Below are 20,262 nucleotides of genomic sequence, written 5' to 3'. Positions count from 1 at the left end.
CGGTCAGTCCTTGCCCCGCAGGTCGACGATCCGCTTGAACTTGCCCACCGAACGCTCCAGCGTCTCCGGATCGACGATCTCGACGCCCACCGAGACACCGATGCCGTCCTTGACCGCGGCGGCGATCTCCCGCGCCGCCGCGTCGCGCCGCTCGGGAGCCGTGTCCGCGCGGGCCTCGGCGCGCACGGTCAGGGCGTCCATGCGGCCCTCGCGGGTCAGACGGAGCTGGAAGTGCGGGGCCACGCCCGCCGTACGCAGCACGATCTCCTCGATCTGCGTGGGGAAGAGATTGACCCCCCGCAGGATCACCATGTCGTCGCTGCGCCCCGTCACCTTCTCCATCCGCCGGAAGACCCGTGCCGTACCGGGGAGCAGCCGCGTCAGGTCGCGCGTGCGGTAGCGGACGACGGGCATGGCCTCCTTGGTGAGGGAGGTGAACACCAGCTCGCCGCGCTCACCGTCCGGCAGCACGTCGCCGGTGACCGGGTCGACGACCTCGGGGTAGAAGTGGTCCTCCCAGATGTGCAGGCCGTCCTTGGTCTCCACACACTCCTGCGCGACGCCGGGACCGATCACTTCGGAGAGCCCGTATATGTCGACGGCGTCGATGGCGAAGCGCTCCTCGATCTCGCGCCGCATCTCCTCGGTCCACGGTTCGGCGCCGAAGATGCCGGTCCGCAACGAGGTCGTACGGGGATCGACGCCCTGCCGCTCGAACTCCTCGAGGAGGGTGAGCATGTACGAGGGGGTCACCATGATGATCTCGGGCCGGAAGTCCTGGATCAGCCGCACCTGGCGCGCGGTCATGCCGCCCGACGCGGGAATGACCGTACAGCCGAGCCGCTCGGCGCCGTAATGCGCGCCGAGACCCCCGGTGAACAGCCCGTACCCGTACGCCACATGCACCTTGTCGCCCGGTCTGCCGCCCGCGGCGCGGATCGAGCGGGCCACCACGTCCGCCCACATGGACAGGTCCCGCTCGGTGTACCCGACGACCGTCGGCAGCCCCGTCGTACCGCTGGAGGCGTGCAGACGCCGCACCTCGGACTGCTCGACGGCGAACATGCCGAACGGGTAGTTGGCCCGCAGGTCGTCCTTGGTGGTGAAGGGGAAGCGTGCCAGGTCGGCGAGCGAACGGCAGTCGTCGGGGCGCAGCCCCGCCTTGTCGAACGCCGCCCGGTAGAACGGGACGTTCTCGTACGCGTGCAGCAAGGTGTCCTGGAGGCGTTCCAGCTGGAGGGCCCCGAGTTCCCGGGGGCCGAGCCGTTCCGCCGCGTCCAGCTGGAGCGGCCTGCGCGTCATGGGGTTCTCCCGTCCCGAACGGGCGACCGATCATTCGGTCGTCGATCTTCCGTGGAGGTCAGTAATCCAGCCCCGGCCGTGGGCGTCAAGAGATCGCGCGACACGCCCGCGAGCTGCGGCGCACCGCCCGAGGCCAGGACCGAAAGGCGTTGCCCGCATCCGGCACGGGATGTGATGATCGCCCTCATGCCGACATTCAGCGCGTACGACGGGACGGAGCTCGCCTACCACGAGAAGGGGGTGGGCGAGCCGCTGCTGTGCGTTCCCGGCGGCCCCATGCGCGCCTCCGTCTACCTGGGCGACCTCGGCGGCCTGTCGGCGCACCGCCGCCTGATCCTCCTCGATCTGCGCGGCACGGGTGACTCCGCGGAGCCGGCCGACCCGGCGACCTACCGCTGCGACCGGCTCGTCGACGACATCGAGGCGCTCCGCGAGCACCTGGGGCTCGACCAGGCCGATCTGCTCGGCCACTCCGCCGGCGGCGACCTGGCGATGCTGTACGCGGCCCGGTACCCGAAGCGGATCCGCACCCTCGTCCTGGTCACCCCGGCCACGACGGCCGTCGGCGGCACCATGACCCTCAAGGACCGCGCCGAGGCGGCCGCCCTGCGCAAGGACGAGCCCTGGTACCCGGCGGCCGAGACCGCGCTGCGCGAGATCGCGGAGAGCGGCGCCCCCAGCGCGGGCTGGGATGCCATCGCCCCGCTCACGTACGGCCGCTGGGACGCCGCCGCCCAGGAGCACCGCGCCCGGAGCGCCGAGCAGAAGAACGCGGCGGCCTCCGAGGCCTACTACGGCGAAGCGTCCTTCGACCCGCCCGCCACCCGCGCCGCCCTCGCGTCCCTCAAGGCCCCGGTCCTCGTGCTCGCGGGCGCCTACGACGGCGGCCCGTCCCCCGCCCGCGCCGCCGAGCTGACCGAGCTGTTCCCCGCCGGTGTCCGCCATGTGCAGCCCGGCGGCGGTCACTTCCCGTGGCTGGACGACCCGGAGTGGTTCACGCGGCGGGTGGCCGGATTCCTGGCACAGGACTGACATCGACCTCTGAGGAACCGTCATGCGCTCCGCCTCTCCCACCGGCCGTCTCCTGGCTGCCGGAGCCCTCGCCGCCGCCCTGCTCGCGGGGGCCGCGGGCCCGGCCGTCGCGGCGCCCACCGCCGCCCCCTCCCGGACTGCGGGGACGTACGAACGGCTGCGGCCGCTCGCCGACCTCTCCGCCCGGCGCCTGGCCACGGCCGACCTCGTCGCCGCCGCCAAGTACGGGACCGGCAGCCCGATCGACGACCCGGCCCGCGAGAAGGTCGTCCTGGACGCCGTGGCCCAGCAGGCGCGGGAGGCCGGCGCCGACCCCGCGGCGACCGTGCGGATCTTCCGGGACCAGATCGAGGCCAACAAGGTCGTCCAGCGGGGGCTGTTCCGGCGCTGGGACGCCGACCCCGGGCAGGCCCCGACCGAGCGGCCCGATCTCGCCGAGGTGCGCGAGGAGATCAACCGGGTCAACGGCGAACTGGTGCGGGGCATCGCGGCCTCCGAGCGGGCGCGGACGTCGCCGCGCTGCGGTGGCGCGCTGACCGCGGCGGCCGTGCGGGTCCGGCACGAGGGAAGGCTCGACGCCCTGCACAGCGCGGGGCTCGGGCGTGCGCTGTGGTCAGTCTGTTCGCGCTGAGGGGCCGGGGAAGGCGAAGCGCGGCACGAAGAACTGGGTGACCGGGCCGACCGCGAACGCGTACAGGACGGTGCCCACGCCCACCGTCCCGCCGAGCAGCCAGCCGAGGGCGAGCACGGCCACCTCGATCAGGGTGCGCACGCGGCGCAGGGAGTGGCCGGTGAGCGCGGACAACCCGGTCATCAGGCCGTCCCGCGGGCCGGGGCCGAAGCGCGCGCCGACGTACACGGCCACCGAGAGGCCGTTGAGGAGCACGCCCCCGATGAGCATCCCGCAGCGGGCGGGCAGCCCCGGATGGGCGGGGAGCAGCGCGAGGCCCAGGTCGGAGGCGGCGGCGAGGACCGCGATGTTGGCGAAGGTGCCCAGCGCCGGACGCTGCCGCAGCGGAATCCAGGCCAGCAGTACGAGCACGCCCACGACGGCGGTGACCGTACCGAAGCTCAGCGGCGTGCGGTGCCGCAGACCCTCGTACAGCACGCTCCACGGGGTGACGCCCAGTCCCGCCCGCACCAGGACCGAGAGACTGAAGCCGTACAGCGCCAGGCCGACGAGGAGTTGGGTCAGCCGCCTCAGCGGTCGCTCGCTCAGGGAGACGTACGTGATGTCCTGCCGCATGCCGGGGTGCCTCCGTGGGTCGGGCTCGTTTCCGGGCCATTGCGGCCACTCTGTAGAGTGATTGGCCCTGGAAACACGGCCAATTACGGGAGAATGGCGTGGTTGACGCGAGGCCGGAGCTCCCGGCGAGCCATATGACGGGTTCGGCGGGGCGCGCGGACCGGAGCCTGGGCGGTCGGCAGCTCGCCGCGCTGCTGCCCGACCCCGACGGAATGCGGCCCGCCTACCGCCACCTCGCCCGCGCGATCAGCGAACTGATCCTGGACGGGCGCGTCGCCCCGCACGTCAGGCTGCCCGCCGAACGGGACCTGGCCACCGTCCTGAACACCAGCAGGACCACCGTCACCGCCGTCTACGACCTGCTGCGCCAGGGCGGCTACGCACGCAGCCGCCAGGGCGCGGGGACCTGGACGGCACTGCCCGAAGGCCGTACCCCTACCGGGATACGGAGGCATCTCGACACGGACGAGGACGCCGTGATCGATCTGGCGAGGGCCGCGCAGGGGCTGCCGGAAGGGGTACTCGCCGACGCCCTCGCCCGGATCACCCCACGGCTGGCGGAGCACGCGGGCACTCCCGGCTACCACCCCTACGGGCTGCCCGAGCTACGGGCGGCAGTCGCCGCGCGCTTCACCCGGCGGGGGCTGCCCACCGTGCCGGAACAGATTCTGGTGACCTCCGGCGCCCAGCACGCCCTCACCCTTGTCCTGGCCCTGCTGTGCCGGCCCGGTGACCGCGTCCTGACCGAGAACCCGACGTACCCGAACGCCCTGGAGGCCATGCGCCGCGCCCGGCTGCGTACGGTGGCGGTCCCGGTGACCGACGCGGGCTGGGACACCGGCATCGTCGAGTCGTCCTTCCGTCAGACCGTGCCCCAACTGGCCTACCTGATCCCCGACTTCCACAACCCGACCGGGTGCCTCATGCCGGAGGAGGACCGGGGGCGCGTGCTGCGCGCCGCTCAGCGCTCCGGTGGCCGGCTCGTCGTCGACGAGACCCTCGCCGAGCTCGCCCTGGACGTCGAGGCACCGCCGCCCCTCGCCTCCCACGCGGCGCGGGGCGAGGCGGGGCAGATCATCACCGTCGGCTCCATGAGCAAGACGCACTGGGCGGGGCTGCGCGTCGGCTGGCTGCGCGCTCCCGCGCGGCTCGTCACCGAACTCGCCGGGCAGCGCGTCGCCAACGACATGGGCGGCTCGGTCCTCGACCAACTGCTCGCCCTCGATCTCCTGGACCGCGCAGACGACCTGCTGCCCGGCCGTCTCGAACGGCTGCGCTCCCAGCGCGCGGCGCTGGCCGGCGCCCTGGCCGAGCACCTCCCCGGCTGGCGATGGCAGCTGCCGCCCGGCGGCCTGTCGCTCTGGGTCGACCTCGGGGAGCCGGTCGCGGCCGCCCTCGCCGAGCGGGCACTCGGCAACGGGGTACGGATCGAGAGCGGCTCCTGCTTCGCCACCGACCCGGGCGTCTTCGAGCAGCGGCTGCGCATCCCGTACACGGCACCGCCGGACACCTTGCGCGAGGCGGTGCGGAGAATGGCCGCCACCCTCGCCGAGGGGCTGCCGCCGGCGAAGGGGGACCGGCGGCCGCTCTGGGTGGCCTGAACGGTCTGAGCGGTCCGAAGCCGTCCGAACGGCGGGTGCTACCCCTTCGCCGCCACCGCCTTCGCCCACCGGTAGTCCGCCTTGCCGCTCGGGGAGCGCTGGATGTGGTCCGTGAAGATAACTGAGCGCGGGATCTTGTAACCGGCGAGCAGGGTCCGGCAGTGGGTCTGTACCGCCGTCAGGTCCAGGCCGTCGGCCAGGGGCCGGAGTTGTATCACCGCCGCGACCCTGTTGCCCCACCGTTCGTCGGGGACTCCGGCCACCAGTGCGTCGTAGATGTCCGGGTGGGACTTGAGGGCCTGCTCGACTTCTTCGGGGTAGACCTTCTCACCGCCGGTGTTGATGCACTGCGAGCCGCGGCCCAGGACGGTGACGATGCCGTCGTCGCCGACCGTGGCCATGTCGCCGAGCAGCACCCACCGCTCGTCGCCCTTGCGGAAGAAGACCTCCGCGGTCTTCGCCGGGTCGTTGTAGTAGCCGAGCGGCACGTGGCCGCGCTGGGCGATGCGGCCGACCTCGCCGACCCGTACGGGTTCGTGCGTGGCCGGATCCACCACCTGGGTACGCTCGTTGACCTCCAGGCGGAAGCCCCGCTCGGGGCCCGAGTCGTCCGTGGCCTTGCCGTTGGAGCCGGACTCCGACGAACCGAAGTTGTTCAGGAGCAGCACGTTCGGCGCCAGCTCCTGGAACTGGGCGCGCACCGTCTCCGACATGATCGCCCCGGAGGAGGAGACGCTGAAGAGGGAGGAGAGGTCGGCGCCCTTCAGGGGGCCGGTCAGCGCGTCGATGAGCGGCCGCAGCATCGCGTCGCCCACCAGCGACACGCTGGAGACCTTCTCCTTCTCGATGGTGCGGATCACCTGCTCGGGCACGTACTTGCGGTGCAGGGCCACCCGCTGGCCGTAGTGGAACGCGATGAACGACGTCAGCGTCGACGTGCCGTGCATCAGCGGGGGAGCGGGGAAGAAGGTGAGGCCGGGGCCGCCCGCCGCGACGCGCTCGGCCAGCTCGTCGGGCCGCTTCACCGGTTCGCCCGCGGGATCGCCGCCGAAGAGCCCGGCGAAGAACAGGTCCTCCTGGCGCCACATGACGCCCTTGGGCATGCCGGTGGTGCCGCCGGTGTAGATGATGAACAGGTCGTCCGCGGAGCGCGGCCCGAAGCCCCGCTCCGGTGAGCCCGACGCCTCGGCCCCGGTGAACGCCACGGCGTCCAGCGCGGGCGCGCCGGCGGGCGGCTCGCCGACCCGTATCAGGTGCCGCAGCTTCTCGGTGCGCGGCAGCGCCGCCGCGACCCGCTCCGTGAACTCGGCGTCGAAGACGAGCGCGGCGAGGTCCGCGTCCCGGTAGAGGTAGACCAGCTCTTCCTCCACGTAGCGGTAGTTGACGTTCACCGGCACCAGGCGGGCCTTCAGGCAGGCGAGGGCCGTCTGGAGGTACTCGACGCCGTTGTAGAGGTGCAGGCCCAGGTGTTCGCCGGGGCGCAGGCCGCTGTCGATCAGGTGGTGCGCGACGCGGTTGGCCGCCGTGTCGAGTTCGGCGTAGGTCAGGCGGCGTTCCGCGCCCGTACCGGGGTGGTCGACGTAGACGATGGCCTCGCGGTCGGGGACCACGTCGACGACCGACTCGAACAGGTCGGCAAGGTTGTACTCCACCACGCTCCTCCTGACCCCGGCGTCCGCCTCTGTCGTCGCGCTCGGCGGTCATCAGAGCAGAGGCACCGGTAAGTGGGAAGGGCCGCCGCGAGAAAAACTGACTGACTGTCAGAAAAGTATTGAACTGGTTCCCCGCCTGCTGCAACCTGTTCCAGGTCCGGAAGCGACAGGCCGGCCGTGCGGTGGGCCGTCGATGGAGGGAGCACGGCACATGGGTGGGACGGAACACCTCTCCGTGCGGCGCGAGGGCGCCACACTGGTACTCACGCTGAACAGACCCGAGGCGAGGAACGCCCTCTCGCTGCCGATGCTCGTCGGCCTGTACGACGGGTGGGTGGCGGCCGACGCGGACGACGAGATCCGCTCGATCGTGCTCACCGGGGCGGGCGGCGCCTTCTGCGCGGGCATGGACCTCAAGGCCCTCGCGGGCAAGGGGATGGCGGGGGACCACTACAGGGACCGGCTGCGGGACGACCCCGACCTGCACTGGAAGGCGATGCTGAGGCATCACAGGCCCCGCAAGCCCGTCATCGCCGCCGTCGAGGGCTACTGCGTGGCCGGCGGCACGGAGATCCTCCAGGGCACGGACATCCGTGTCGCGGGGGAGTCGGCGACCTTCGGGCTCTTCGAGGTCCGGCGTGGGCTCTTCCCCATCGGGGGGTCGACCGTGCGGCTGCCTCGGCAGATACCGCGTACGCACGCCCTGGAGATGCTGCTGACCGGGCGGCCCTACTCGGCTGCCGAGGCCGCGGCCATCGGGCTCATCGGGCACGTCGTGCCGGACGGGGCCGCGCTGGACAGGGCCCTCGTCATCGCCGAGCAGATCAACGCGTGCGGGCCGCTGGCCGTGGAGGCGGTCAAGGCGTCCGTGTACGAGACCGCGGAGCTCCCCGAGGCCGAGGGGCTCGTGGCCGAGCTGAAGCGGGGGTGGCCGATCTTTGACACCGCCGATGCGGGGGAGGGCTCCAGAGCCTTCGCCGAGAAACGGGCCGCCGTGTTTCGGCGGGCCTAGGTCTCGCGGGCCGGGGTCGTCTCTCTTCGGCTGCCGGTTCGTCGTGGCTTGTCGCGCAGTTCCCCGCGCCCCTTGAGGGGGCGGCGGCTTCTCGGTTCCGTCCATCGAAACGGAGTGTTCATGTCGGCTGTCGGCTCTACCGGGGTGCTTCGTGCCCCTCTTGTCGTCGAGTTTCCCTTCACCCGGTCGCTCGGGACCGTCCAGAGCGCCTTCCTCACCGGGCTGCGTGAGCGCACCCTGCTCGGGGTGCGGACCGGGGACGGGCGGGTCCTCGTGCCGCCCGTCGAGTACGACCCCGTCACCGCCGAGGAGATACGTGACCTCGTCGAGGTCGGTGCCACCGGGGCCGTCACCACCTGGGCCTGGAACCACGAACCCCGGCGCGGACAGCCGCTCGGCACTCCGTTCGCCTGGGTTCTGGTGCGGCTCGACGGGGCCGACACCGCACTGCTGCACGCGCTCGACGTGCCGGGGCCCGAGGCCGTGCGGACCGGGATGCGCGTGCGGGTGCGGTGGGCCGGTGAACGGGTCGGTGCCATCACCGACATCGCCTGTTTCGAGCCGGAGGAGGGCGGGGAGACGGGCCGGGGCCCCGTGCCGCACAGCGGGGTCTTCGACGAGCCCGTCACCGGGATCGTCGCCGCCGCCCGGCTCGACTACAGCTACTCGCCGGGCCGCGCCCAGACCGCCTACATCAACGCCCTGTCCGAGCGGCGGACCGTGGGCGAGCGGTGCCCGTCCTGCCGCAAGGTGTACGTCCCGCCCCGCGGCGCCTGCCCCACCTGCGGCGTCGCCACGGCCGAGCGCGTGGAGGTCGGGCCGCGCGGGACCGTCACCACGTACTGCATCGTCAACATCAAGGCCAAGAACCTCGACATCGACGTCCCTTACGTCTACGCGCACATCGCGCTGGACGGAGCCGACCTCGCCCTGCACGCGCGTATCGCGGGGGTCCCCTACGACCAGGTGCGCATGGGGCTGCGCGTCGAGCCGGTGTGGACGGACGGCGGCCGCTTTCCCGACCACTACCGGCCCACGGGCGAGCCCGACGCCGACTACGACACGTACAAGGAGCTGGTGTAGATGGCGCCCCGCACGCCGTCCGTGATGCGGCCCGCCCGCGAGGTCGCCGTCGTCGCCTTCGGGCAGACCGATCACCTGCGCTCCACCGACGAGCTCTCCGAGGTGGAGATGCTCATGCCGGTGCTGCACGAGGTGCTCGCGGCCACCGGGCTGAAGACCAGCGACATCGGGTTCACCTGCTCCGGGTCCTGCGACTACCTCGCGGGGCGCGCCTTCTCCTTCACCATGGCGCTCGACGGGGTCGGCGCCTGGCCGCCCATCTCCGAGTCGCACGTGGAGATGGACGGGGCCTGGGCGCTGTACGAGGCGTGGACGAAGCTCCAGACCGGCGAGGCCGACACCGCCCTCGTCTACTCCTACGGCAAATCCTCGCCGGGCTCCGTGCGCGACGTGCTGACCCGGCAGCTCGACCCGTACTACGTCGCTCCCCTCTGGCCCGACTCCGTGGCGCTCGCCGCGCTCCAGGCGCAGGCGCTCATCGACGCGGGGCGGACCGATGAGCCGGCGCTCGCCGGGGTGGCGCGGCGCAGCCGTGCCGATGCCGCCGCCAACCCGCACGCGCAGCTCGCCGGGACCGTCGCGCAGGGGGAGTACGTCGTGCGCCCGCTGCGTACCGGTGACTGCCCGCCGATCGGTGACGGGGCGGCCGCCGTGATCCTCGCGGCGGGGGAACGGGCCCGTGAGCTGTGCGGACGGCCGGCGTGGATCCGTGGCATCGACCACCGCGTCGAGGCGCACGGCCTCGGGGTGCGCGACCTCACCGACTCGCCCTCCACCCGGCTGGCCGCCGAGCGCGCCGGAGTCTTCGAACGCCCCGTGGACACCGCCGAGCTGCACGCGCCCTTCACCTCCCAGGAGGTCGTCCTGCGCGAGGCCCTGCGGCTCGGCGACGACGTCGCGGTGAACCCCTCGGGGGGCGCGCTCGCCGCCAACCCCCTGATGGCCGCGGGGCTGATCCGGCTCGGCGAGGCCGCCGCCCGCATCCACCGCGGCGAGTCGGACCGGGCCGTCGCGCACGCCACCTCCGGGCCCTGCCTCCAGCAGAACCTGGTCGCCCTCCTGGAAGGAGAGGCTCGATGAGCCGTCCGGCAGGCAGAGAACCCGTCGCCGTCGTCGGGATCGGGCAGACCAAGCACGTGGCCGCCCGGCGTGACGTGTCGATCGCCGGGCTCGTCCGCGAGGCCGCCGTGCGCGCCCTGGCCAACGCCGAGCTGACCTGGGCCGACATCGACGCCGTGGTCATCGGCAAGGCGCCCGACTTCTTCGAGGGCGTCATGATGCCGGAGCTGTACCTCGCCGACGCCCTCGGCGCGGTCGGCAAACCCATGCTGCGCGTGCACACGGCCGGGTCCGTCGGCGGGTCCACGGCGCTGGTCGCCGCCAACCTCGTCGCGGGCCGCGTCCACGGCACCGTGCTGACCCTCGCCTTCGAAAAACAGTCGGAATCCAACGCGATGTGGGGCCTGTCGCTGCCCATCCCCTTCCAGCAGCCGCTGCTCGCCGGGGCGGGCGGCTTCTTCGCCCCGCACGTGCGCGCGTACATGCGGCGGACCGGTGCGCCCGACACGGTGGGCTCGCTCGTCGCGTACAAGGACCGCCGCAACGCCCTCAAGAACCCCTTCGCGCACCTCCACGAGCAGGACATCACCCTGGAGAAGGTCCAGGCCTCGCCCATGCTGTGGGACCCGATCCGCTACTCGGAGACCTGCCCCTCCTCCGACGGCGCGTGCGCGATGGTCCTCACCGACCGTGCGGGCGCGGCGCGTTCGCCCCGTCCGCCCGCCTGGATGCACGGCGGCGCGATGCGCAGCGAGCCGACGCTCTTCGCGGGCAAGGACTTCGTCTCGCCGCAGGCGGGCAAGGACTGCGCGGCCGACGTCTACCGGCAGGCGGGCATCGCGGACCCGCGCAGGGAGATCGACGCGGTCGAGATGTACGTGCCGTTCTCCTGGTACGAGCCGATGTGGCTGGAGAACCTCGGCTTCGCGGCGGAGGGCGAGGGCTGGAAGCTCACCGAGGCCGGTGTGACGGAACTGGACGGCGATCTGCCGGTGAACATGTCCGGCGGCGTCCTGTCCACCAACCCCATCGGCGCCTCGGGCATGATCCGCTTCGCGGAGGCCGCGCTCCAAGTGCGCGGCCAGGCAGGCGAACACCAGGTGGAAGGGGCCCGCAGGGCTCTCGGCCATGCCTACGGGGGCGGCTCGCAGTTCTTCTCGATGTGGCTCGTCGGGGCGGAACCGCCCACCTCCTGAGCGGCTTGTACGAGACATAATCCGGAGCGGCGTAGCACCGCCTTCTCACACGGCCTGTGCGGCGCCCGGAGCGAAAGCTAGGCTGACGCCGGACCGACGCATTCGGGAGGAGCACGGACGTGGCCGAAGGCACCATTCAGCAGCATCCACTCGCGGGCTGGGACAAGCCGGAGCTCGACCTCAGCAGGGCCGACTGGCGATCGAGCAGCGAGGGGCGCGGCGACGTACAGATCGCCTTCGTCGAAGGCTTCATCGCGATGCGCAACGCGGGCCGCCCCGAGAACCCGTCCCTGATCTTCACCCCGGCGGAGTGGGGGGCGTTCGTCCACGGTGCCCGCGAGGGCGAGTTCGACCTGACGTAGAGCTCCGTGGTCGGGGGGAGCCGAATGGCGTCCCCCCTAGCGGAGCACCACGCAGCCCTTGTCCTGAAGCGCCCGCAGCAGCCCGCCGTGGACCTGGGTGTCGTTCCAGCGCAGGTCAAGCTTCTCCAGGGCGGGCAACTCCGCGAGCCAGTCGGGGAGTCGGCGAATGCCGTTGGCGCGCAGGTCCAGACGGCGCAGCAGGGGCAGGCCGCGCAGGGCCTCAGGGACGGCCGTGAAGGCGTTCTCCCGGAGCTCCACCTCGCGCAGCTCGCGCAGGCGGCCCACGGACGCGGGCAGGTCCCCGAGCCGGTTGCCGCGCAGCCACAGTTCGCGCAGCGAGGTGAGCGAGCCGGCCGTCTCAGGGAGGCACGCCAACCGGTTGTGCTGGGCCCGGAGTTCGACCAGTCCTTTCATGGTGCCGAGTGCGTCGGGCAGCGCGGTCAGACGGTTCTCGCCCACGTTCAGGTAGGCGAGCCGGGTGAGCCGGCCGAGGGACGCGGGCAGCTCGGTGAGTTCGTTGTCGTGGAGGTAGAGGAAGCGGCTGAGCCGGGTGAGGTCACCGAGCTCGGCGGGGATCGTGCGCAGTCTGTTGTGCCCGAGATCCAGGGTGTGCAGGTTCCCGAGCGTGCCGATGCGGGGCGGGAGGCGCGTGAGCGCGTTGTCGGGCAGGAGCAGCACCTCCAGACACGGGTGGTGCCAGACCTCGTCCGGTACGGCGTCGAGACCGCCGTGCCAGTAGTTGAGTACGGTGCTTCCGTCGTCCATGCGTCGGGCCTCTCCGTCTGTGCCGGGTGCGCCATTCTTCCCCGTGAGTGGCAGCCGCCGGCGCCGGGCCGTGTCCGTGGATGTCAGCCGTCACCGCCGGTGTTCACCCGTGCGAGCGTCACCACTGGTCGGGCAGGCGCTCCGGGCATGCGGACACGCCCCGGCAGGGCCCGCGCGGCCCCCGGCGGGGCACGGCCCCCGCGCCGGTAAACCTCGCGGGCCACGTACCATGGGCGCATGTCCTTCCTCCGCCGCCGCAGCTCCGCCACTCCCGCGGGCCCGGAATTCGACGTCCTGGCCATGGATCCCGGTGACTGGCCCGGCAACCTCGGCGCGGGCCTGCTGCCCGCGCCCGACGGCAGCTGCCAGGGCGTGTTCCTGCGCTACGACCTCTTCGGCGGGCGCGGCCCCGCGATGATCATCGGCAATCTCCCCGAGGGCTCGCCCGCGCGCGACACCGAGGAGGGCGAGATCCCCTTCGAGGTGGCGCAGCTCCTCCTGGCCCTGGAGAACGACGAGGACATCACGGTCGTCTCCACGGAGGACATCCCGGTGATGCAGGGGGACAACCTCCTCATCGTGCGCCGCCTGAAGCTCTCGGAGAGCCGCATCTCGTGCGTGCAGTTCGACCGGAGCGACAATGTCCTGGTGACCATCGCCGCCTGGGACCGCCCGATCACCGACGATCTGTACGCGCTCCTGAAGCCGCTGCCCGCGGAGCTCTTCCAGCAGGGCTGACCTGCGCCTGGCGATCACCCGGGCCCACATCCGTCCAACCTTCGCCCCGTTCCGTCCATGGAACGGGGCTGTTCCATGCCTTGCCACCCAGTCATCGGACCTTTAGCGTGGCCGGTCATGACTCAGGGGACCTCTCACGGGATCACGCGAAGAACCACGATGAAGTCGGCGCTGGGCGGTGCCGCCGGGCTCGCGGCGAGTGGCGGAGTGCTCGCCGACGCCGCGGCCGCAGAAGACACAGCGGGCGACACCTCCGATGACTTGCTGCTCTGGTACGCCGCTCCCGCCGCCGACTGGGAGCGCGAGGCCCTGCCCATAGGCAACGGCGCCCTCGGCGCCATGGTCTTCGGGACGCTCGCCTCCGAACGGCTCCAGTTCAACGAGAAGACGCTGTGGACCGGCGGCCCCGGCTCGAAGGACGGCTACGACTCCGGCAACTGGCGCGCCCCGAGGCCCGGCGTCCTCGACGCCGTCCGCACGGAACTCGACGCCGAGGGCCGGCTCGCCCCCGACGCGGTCGCCTCCGAACTCGGCCAGGCCAAGCGCGGCTACGGTGCCCACCAGAGCTTCGGCGAGCTGCACATCGACGTGCCCGGCGCCCCGGCCGCGCCCGACGCCGGCTACCGCCGCGCGCTCGACCTCGGCCAAGGGCTCGCGACCGTCACGTACGAGCGGCAACAGGTGCGCCACCACCGGGAGTTCTTCGCCTCGTACCCGGACGGGGTGATCGTCGGGCGGCTCTCCGCCGACCGTGCCGCCAAGGTCACCTGCACCCTGCGTTATACCTCGCCCCGCGCCGACTTCACCGCGAAGGCGGACGGTGACCGGATCACCGTGCGCGGTGCGCTGGCCGACAACGGCCTGCGGTTCGAGGCGCAGCTCCGGGTGCGGCACCAGGGCGGCACCCGCGCCGCGAACAGCGACGGCGGCGTCACGGTGACCGGCGCCGACCACGTCTGGTTCGTGCTCGCGGCGGCCACCGACTACGCCGACACCTACCCCCGCTACCGCGGCGAGGACCCGCACGCCGCCGTCACGCGGACCGTGGACAAGGCGGTCGCGGCGGGCCACACGGCACTCCGCGCCCGGCACCTGCGCGATCACCGGGCCCTGTTCGACCGCGTCGCCCTCGACATCGGACAGGCCCTGCCCGCCGACGTGCCCACCGACCGGCTGCTCACGGAGTACGGGGGTGGCGCGAGCGCCGCCGACCGTGCCCTGGAGGCGCTGTTCTTCCAGTACGGGCGCTACCTCCTCATCGCCTCCTCGCGCGCGGGCTCCCTGCCCGCCAACCTCCAGGGCGTCTGGAACAACAGCACCAACCCGCCCTGGGCGGCGGACTACCACACCAACATCAACCTGCAGATGAACTACTGGCCCGCCGAGGCCGCCAACCTCGCGGAGACCACCGCCCCCTACGACCGCTTCGTCGAGGCGCTGCGCGCGCCCGGCCGCCGTACCGCCGAGGAGATGTTCGGCAGCCGCGGCTGGGTCGTGCACAACGAGACCAACCCCTACGGGTTCACCGGAGTGCACGACTGGCCGACCGCCTTCTGGTTCCCCGAAGCCGCGGCCTGGCTCACCGCCCAGCTCTACGAGCACTACCGCTTCAGCGGCTCCACGGACTACCTGCGCGCCACGGCCTACCCGGTGATGAAGGAGGCCGCGGAGTTCTGGCTGGACAACCTGCGCACCGATCCGCGCGACGGCAAGCTGGTCGTCACGCCCAGCTACTCGCCCGAGCACGGGGACTTCACCGCGGGCGGCGCCATGGCCCAGCAGATCGTCCACGACCTGTTCACCAACACCCTGGAGGCCGCGCGGACCCTCGGCGACTCACCGGCCTTCCGCGCCGACCTCGAACGGACGCTCGCCGACCTCGACCCGGGGCTGCGGATCGGCTCCTGGGGCCAGCTCCAGGAGTGGAAGGCCGACCTGGACGACAAGAACGACGAGCACCGGCACGTCTCCCACCTCTACGCCCTGCACCCCGGCCGCCGGATCGAGGCCGGCAGCGCGTTCGCCGACGCGGCCAAGGTCTCCCTCACCGCCCGCGGCGACGGCGGCACCGGCTGGTCCAAGGCCTGGAAGATCAACTTCTGGGCGCGGCTGCGCGACGGCGACCACGCCCACAAGATGCTCGGTGAACAGCTCAGGTCCTCCACGCTGCCCAACCTCTGGGACACCCATCCGCCGTTCCAGATCGACGGCAACTTCGGGGCGACCTCCGGCATCGTGGAGATGCTGCTCCAGAGCCAGCACGACGTGCTCGACATCCTGCCCGCGCTGCCGGCGAGCTGGCCGGACGGCTCGGTCAGGGGCCTGCGCGCACGCGGCGGCGCCACACTCGACATCACCTGGGCGGCGGGCCGCGCCACCCGTGTCGTCGTCAGGGCCTCCCGCACCCGTGAACTCACCCTGCGCTCCACCCTGTTCAGGGGCGGGACGAAGACCTTCAGGGCGCGGGCCGGGCAGCGCCACGTCTTCGGCTGACGCGCACACGCACACGCACGCGCACACGCGCCGGGTCCGGGCCCGCTTCCCACGCGGACCCGGACCCGGCCGGTCACCACACCGTCACGTGGACGAGGGGACCACCCGCACGTCGGCCGCCCGCACGTACCCGATCCGGTGCCCGTACTGGATCACGTAGTACATGTCCTTGCCGCGCACCACCTTGTGCGGCGCGGTGTCGAACGTCGGCGAGTAGAAGTACTCGCCGGGGACCTTGTCGCCGATCACGTACCGCTGGCCCGCGAGGATCTTGTACGGCAGCGGGGAGACCGCCTGCACGGGGACGCCCGCAGGGTAGGCCTCCTTCTCCGGGTAGGCCCGCCCGTAGACCGGCACCTCCGTGGCGCCCGCCTTCGGCGTCACCACCAGGCCCTTGGCGTCGACGGCCGTGGGCTGCTTCTTCGGGTTCTTGAACCACGCCTTCTGGCCGAGGTACCACACGGCGGTCCAGTCGCCCCTGCGCTCGGCGACCGCGTACTGCTGGCCGGTGGAGAGCCGCGCGCCCACGTCGTTCACGTCGATCGTGGAGTCCTGGCCGCCGGGCCGCTTGCCGATGTCCTTGATCAGCGGCGCGTCGTCGCGCGGCTCGGTGTGCACGCGCACCGCGGCCGAACCGTGCGGCACGCACTTCTCGGCGGGCTTGACGCAGCCCGTGTACTCCGGCTTGTTCTTCGCGTACTCCGGCGCCACCGTCACCACGCCGCCCTTCGCCCCCGCCGTGCGCTGGAACGGCTTGCCGAGCAGCGTGAAGTAGTGCTGCCAGTCCCAGTAGGGGCCGGGGTCCGTGTGCATGCCCGGGATTCCGGAGGACGTCGTGCCCTGGACGTTGTCGTGGCCCAGGATGTGCTGGCGGTCCAGCGGGATGTCGTACCGCTTGGCGAGGTACTTCACCAGCCGGGCCGACGTCCGGTACATGGCCTCGGTGTACCAGGTGTCCGGGGCGACCAGGAAGCCCTCGTGCTCCAGGCCGATCGACTTGGCGTTCACGTACCAGTTGCCCGCGTGCCAGGCGACGTCCTTGGCCTTCACGTGCTGGGCGATGTGGCCGTCGGTGGAGCGCAGGGAGTACTGCCACGACACATAGGTCGGGTCCTGCACCATCTTCAGGACGCCCTCCCACCGGCCCTCGGTGTCGTGGATGACGATCGAGTCGATGCTCTGGCTCTTGGGACGGTCCCCCAGGTCGTGGTTGCCGTAGTCGGGGTTGCCGTTGGGGTCCTTGAACTCCTCGTACGGCGCGGGAATCCACTCGCACGAGACGGTCCTCGGACACTCCGTGTTGCCCGTCGGCGCCTTGCGCAGACCCATGCGTTCGAGCTGCGCGGCGTCGGGCCTGAGACCCGGGCGGGGCGCGAGCGTCACGCGCTGCCCGGAGTCCGTGGTGCGCCGCTGGCCGTCGCGGATGACGGCGAACACGTCATTGGCGTACGTCGCCGCCGTCGCCCGGTCGTCGGCCCCGGAGAAGCGGGCGATCGCGCCGTACCAGTCGGCGGGGTCGCCGCCCAGCGGCTTGCCGAGCTTCTTCTGGGCCGCGGCGAGCAGCGCCGCGCCGCCCTCGACGTTCGCGGCGGTGTCGCCGCGCAGCTTCTCGGCGGGCAGGCCGGTCAGCTCCGCCGCGCGCGGCAGCGTCTTGAGCCGCGCGGGGACCTCGCTCTCCGCGGGCACCTCGGCCTTCGGCGTCTTCGCGGGGCGCGAGGTGTCGCCGCGCGGGTCCTCCGTCCCCTCGCTGTGGTGCGAGGCGGCGGCGAGGGCGGCGCGCGCGTCGGTCAGGTGCATGGGGCCGTAGCCGCCGGTGACGCTGGCCGCGCCGCCGTGCGCGTCCCAGCGGGACTGGAGGTAGGAGACGCCGAGCAGCACGCTCTGGGGCACGCGGTACTCGGCGGACGCGGCGGCGAAGGCGCTCTGCAGGTCGGTGTCGGACGACGGTCGGTCGGCACCGGACGACGGAGCCGCGCCGAGCAGCGGCACGAGCAGCCCGGCCGACGCGAGGGCGCCCGCCGTCCTGATGGTGCGTCTGCGCGCGGACGACGTACGGGCACGGGCGGATCCTCGCAAAGCAGCCTCCTGGGACTTCTGGGCCGGTGATGCGTGACGGGGCGTGCGGGCCGGGCGTGGGTCAGTGGTACCGGCTCGCCGACGATCCGTCAATCATGCCCAGGACAGGGAATTTCCCAAGTCAGCGCTGGTCCGGCCGGGTCAAGGAGGGTTTTCGCCAGGGGAGGCCACACCGCCTGCGGTGCGTCAGTGGCATGGACCAATGAGCGGCGTGAAGATCACCTGTTCGGATGAGCGGCAAGAGGTGGTGAACGGCGAGAGGTCAGACGAAGCGGCGCACGAACGCGAGCGCCGTCTCGGCGACCTCCTGCCACCGGCTGTCCAGGGTCAGCGCGTGGTCCCGCCCGTGCAGCTCGACGATCTCCGTGACGTTGACGTTGGCCTTCTGCCGCTTGTACGCGCCGTTGGCCAGCGACCAGGGCACGGCGTTGTCCCGGCCCCCGGAGATGATCAGCAGCGGGCCGCGCCGCGCGGTCCGGCAGTCCGCCCTCGCCTCTGTACGCGGATTGAGGTTGGCCATCGCCGCCTGCGCGGGCGGGGCACAGGGCGCCGGCACGGCATAGCGGTCGTAGATGGCCCTGGCCTCCTCCTCGCTGACGGCGTTGGCGTACGCGTAGCGGAACTGGGGGAAGGTCAGGAGCTTGGCGCGTTTCCGGTCTGCCGGGTTGGCGATCATGGGGCGCAGTGAGCGCACCGTCGACATCGGCAGCGCCAGGACGCCGCGGAACGGCGCCGGGTCGATCGCCACGGAGACCTCGGACAGGCCGCGCCCCGCGAGGATCTGCGTGAGCAGACCGCCCACGGAGTGCCCGACGACGGCGGGCTTGCGCTCCAGGGTGCCGATCAGGGCGGCCAGGTGGTCGGCGACCATCTTGACCGTCTTGCCGGCGATGGCCTCGGGGTGCTCGCGGGCCTCGGCCACCGTCGCCGGTTCACCGGGCCAGGTCAGCGCGACCGGCGCGTACCCGGCGGCCTCGAAGTGCGGGAGCCAGTGGTCCCAGCTGCTCACGGTCATCCACAGGCCGTGCACGAATACGACCGGCGTGCGACCGGAGGCGTTGGCCCGGTCGATCTGCTCTGCGTCAGTGGCGGACATACCCTGACGCTACGGTCGCAAGGCCGCGGCCGTACGGCGAACGTGACAGGATGGCCGATACTGCCGCCCGCGCAACCGGAACGGCGGGTGAGACGCGGGCCGTGGCATAGGCCACGGTGCGTTGTCCCCCGCCCAGGACACGGGAACAGACCAGGGGCATACGAAGGTCCGCGGTACGCCCGGACCCCCCCCGGCGCGCCGCGGACCTCCGGTCCCCGTCAGCGAGTGCCGACCGCCGCACGCACGGCCCGGCGGGCCAGCTGGCAGTCGTCGTGCAGCCGCCTCAGCAGCAGCCGCTGTTCCTCGCCGGACGGCACAGCACCGGGATGGGCCGGGCCCGGTGCCGCCGGGGTCGAGTCGTGCATCGAACGCTGCACGGCCGTTTCGTACGTACGGATCTCGCGGGTCAGCACCAGCATCAGGTTGACCAGGAAGGCGTCGCCCGCCGCCGGGCCCGCCGACTGCGCCAGCTGACTGATCTCGCGCCGCGCCACCGGGGCGTCACCGAGGACCGCCCACAGCGTCGCCAGGTCGTATCCCGGCAGGTACCAGCCCGCGTGCTCCCAGTCGACGAGGACCGGCCCGGGCGGCGAGAGCAGGACGTTGGAGAGCAGGGCGTCGCCGTGGCAGAACTGCCACATCGCCTGCGTCCCGCCGCCCTGGTGGACGGCCGAGTGCGCGATCCCGTGCAGCAGCTTCTGAAGGTCGCCCATGTCCCGGTCGGTCAGCAGGCCCAGGTTATGGAAGTAGGCGATCCGCTTGCCGTAGTCCAGCGGCCTGCCGAACATCTCCGCCGGCGGCCGCCACTGGTTGAGGCGGACGACGGAACCGAGCGCCGCGCGGATGTCCGCCCGCGGCGGGGCCTCGATCGGATGCCGCTGCAACGCCGCCACACGCCCCGGCATCCGCTCGATCACCAGCGTGCAGTCATCGGGGTCGGCGGCGATGAGCCGCGGCACCCTGACCGGCGGGCGGTGGCGGACGAAGGAGCGGTAAGCGGCTATTTCGTGCCGCAGCCGCTCCGACCAGGCGGGCGAGTGGTCGAGCAGACACTTGGCGACGGCGGTGCCGCGCCCGGCGGTGCCGATGAGCAGGACGGTGCGGCCGCTGCGACGGAGCACCTGTACGGGGTTGAACTCCGGGCAGATGCGGTGCACCGAGGCGATCGCGGTCCGCAGTTGCGCCCCCTGGGGGCCGGACAAGTCGAGTCTCCCGCTGAGCGGTTGTGTGCCGGCCCCGGGCAGTCGGTGCGCACGGCCGACGCCGAGCTGCGCGGCGGAGGACCGCACCGGCTCCAGATAGGGGCCGCTCCCCGGCGAGGGGGATGCTTCGCGGCCCCGCTGGACGGGGGGGCGCGGACGCGGCGGCCGAGGCGGGGCGGACACGGAGGACGATGCTGCGTACATGGGAGATACAGATCCCTTCGTGTGCCTGTGGATTGCGAGCACCTCCCGTCCCGGCCGCTTCGGGTGCACCCTGGGGAGTGCCTTGCGGCGACCGGGTCGGGGTGGCGCGTTCCTACCTGACACCCGGCGCCCCCTGGCACACC

General features: G+C 72.3%; 17 protein-coding genes. 10 read left to right on the top strand and 7 right to left on the bottom strand.

Annotation, left to right across the window (positions count from 1 at the left end; genetic code table 11):
* Positions 1–3: 3 nt before the first annotated feature.
* Entirely contained in the window at positions 4–1,302 is a 1,299-nt protein-coding gene (gene paaK / locus ACZ6JY_RS25085; protein WP_469199029.1) for a phenylacetate--CoA ligase PaaK, read from the bottom strand.
* A gap of 186 nt (positions 1,303–1,488) precedes the next feature.
* Between paaK and ACZ6JY_RS25080 the strand changes: the two genes are divergently transcribed.
* Both ACZ6JY_RS25080 and ACZ6JY_RS25075 read left to right on the top strand, forming a co-directional pair.
* Positions 1,489–2,334 (top strand): alpha/beta fold hydrolase, encoded by an 846-nt coding sequence (locus ACZ6JY_RS25080; protein ID WP_469199027.1) that lies wholly within the window; start codon positions 1,489–1,491, stop codon positions 2,332–2,334.
* Positions 2,335–2,356: 22 nt separating this feature from the next.
* Entirely contained in the window at positions 2,357–2,965 is a 609-nt protein-coding gene (locus ACZ6JY_RS25075) for a chorismate mutase (protein ID WP_469199025.1), read from the top strand.
* Here ACZ6JY_RS25075 and yczE read toward each other — a convergent pair.
* Entirely contained in the window at positions 2,948–3,580 is a 633-nt protein-coding gene (gene yczE / locus ACZ6JY_RS25070; protein ID WP_469199023.1) for a membrane protein YczE, read from the bottom strand. The genes ACZ6JY_RS25075 and yczE overlap by 18 nt on opposite strands.
* A gap of 98 nt (positions 3,581–3,678) precedes the next feature.
* Between yczE and yczR the strand changes: the two genes are divergently transcribed.
* Positions 3,679–5,181 carry a MocR-like transcription factor YczR gene (yczR, locus tag ACZ6JY_RS25065; RefSeq protein WP_469199020.1) on the top strand — a complete coding sequence of 501 codons (1,503 nt, stop codon included), beginning with the start codon at positions 3,679–3,681 and terminating at the stop codon, positions 5,179–5,181.
* 38 nt (positions 5,182–5,219) lie between these two features.
* On the opposite strand, the gene ACZ6JY_RS25060 is transcribed toward yczR, so the two are convergent.
* Positions 5,220–6,833: an acyl-CoA synthetase gene (locus ACZ6JY_RS25060; protein ID WP_469199018.1), complete on the bottom strand. Its 1,614-nt coding sequence runs from the start codon at positions 6,831–6,833 to the stop codon at positions 5,220–5,222.
* Between the two features lie 211 nt (positions 6,834–7,044).
* Between ACZ6JY_RS25060 and ACZ6JY_RS25055 the strand changes: the two genes are divergently transcribed.
* From ACZ6JY_RS25055 to ACZ6JY_RS25035, 5 genes are all read left to right on the top strand, one after another.
* On the top strand, positions 7,045–7,845 hold the full coding sequence (locus tag ACZ6JY_RS25055) for a crotonase/enoyl-CoA hydratase family protein (protein ID WP_469199016.1): 801 nt from the start codon (positions 7,045–7,047) through the stop codon (positions 7,843–7,845).
* A gap of 120 nt (positions 7,846–7,965) precedes the next feature.
* A complete protein-coding gene (locus ACZ6JY_RS25050) occupies positions 7,966–8,928 on the top strand; it encodes a Zn-ribbon domain-containing OB-fold protein (protein WP_469199014.1) in 963 nt (320 codons plus the stop codon).
* The gene (locus ACZ6JY_RS25045) at positions 8,929–10,008 is read left to right on the top strand and encodes a thiolase domain-containing protein (protein WP_469199012.1); all 1,080 of its coding nucleotides are present in this window, start codon (positions 8,929–8,931) and stop codon (positions 10,006–10,008) included. It begins immediately after the preceding gene.
* On the top strand, positions 10,005–11,183 hold the full coding sequence (locus ACZ6JY_RS25040) for a thiolase domain-containing protein (protein ID WP_469199009.1): 1,179 nt from the start codon (positions 10,005–10,007) through the stop codon (positions 11,181–11,183). Before ACZ6JY_RS25045 ends, ACZ6JY_RS25040 begins: the two co-directional genes overlap by 4 nt.
* 119 nt (positions 11,184–11,302) lie before the next feature.
* The gene (locus tag ACZ6JY_RS25035; protein WP_469199007.1) at positions 11,303–11,545 is read left to right on the top strand and encodes a DUF397 domain-containing protein; all 243 of its coding nucleotides are present in this window, start codon (positions 11,303–11,305) and stop codon (positions 11,543–11,545) included.
* A gap of 36 nt (positions 11,546–11,581) precedes the next feature.
* Here ACZ6JY_RS25035 and ACZ6JY_RS25030 read toward each other — a convergent pair whose 3' ends face one another.
* A complete protein-coding gene (locus ACZ6JY_RS25030) occupies positions 11,582–12,310 on the bottom strand; it encodes a leucine-rich repeat domain-containing protein (RefSeq protein WP_469199005.1) in 729 nt (242 codons plus the stop codon).
* Between the two features lie 237 nt (positions 12,311–12,547).
* Between ACZ6JY_RS25030 and ACZ6JY_RS25025 the strand changes: the two genes are divergently transcribed.
* Together ACZ6JY_RS25025 and ACZ6JY_RS25020 are read left to right on the top strand one after the other, a co-directional pair.
* Positions 12,548–13,048, top strand: a complete 501-nt coding sequence (locus ACZ6JY_RS25025) for a hypothetical protein (protein WP_469199003.1) — start codon at positions 12,548–12,550, stop codon at positions 13,046–13,048.
* A 159-nt stretch (positions 13,049–13,207) separates the two neighbouring features.
* On the top strand, positions 13,208–15,541 hold the full coding sequence (locus tag ACZ6JY_RS25020; RefSeq protein WP_469199001.1) for a glycoside hydrolase family 95 protein: 2,334 nt from the start codon (positions 13,208–13,210) through the stop codon (positions 15,539–15,541).
* Between the two features lie 84 nt (positions 15,542–15,625).
* On the opposite strand, the gene ACZ6JY_RS25015 is transcribed toward ACZ6JY_RS25020, so the two are convergent.
* From ACZ6JY_RS25015 to ACZ6JY_RS25005, 3 genes are all read right to left on the bottom strand, one after another.
* A complete protein-coding gene (locus tag ACZ6JY_RS25015; protein ID WP_469198999.1) occupies positions 15,626–17,617 on the bottom strand; it encodes an N-acetylmuramoyl-L-alanine amidase in 1,992 nt (663 codons plus the stop codon).
* A 262-nt stretch (positions 17,618–17,879) separates the two neighbouring features.
* Positions 17,880–18,713, bottom strand: a complete 834-nt coding sequence (locus ACZ6JY_RS25010) for an alpha/beta hydrolase (protein ID WP_469198997.1) — start codon at positions 18,711–18,713, stop codon at positions 17,880–17,882.
* A 218-nt stretch (positions 18,714–18,931) separates the two neighbouring features.
* Entirely contained in the window at positions 18,932–20,119 is a 1,188-nt protein-coding gene (locus ACZ6JY_RS25005) for an aminoglycoside phosphotransferase family protein (RefSeq protein ID WP_469198995.1), read from the bottom strand.
* Between the last annotated feature and the right edge of the window lie 143 nt (positions 20,120–20,262).

The organism is Streptomyces sp. NPDC046335, assembly GCF_055587985.1.
This window is presented reverse-complemented; position numbering and strand designations above follow the sequence as displayed.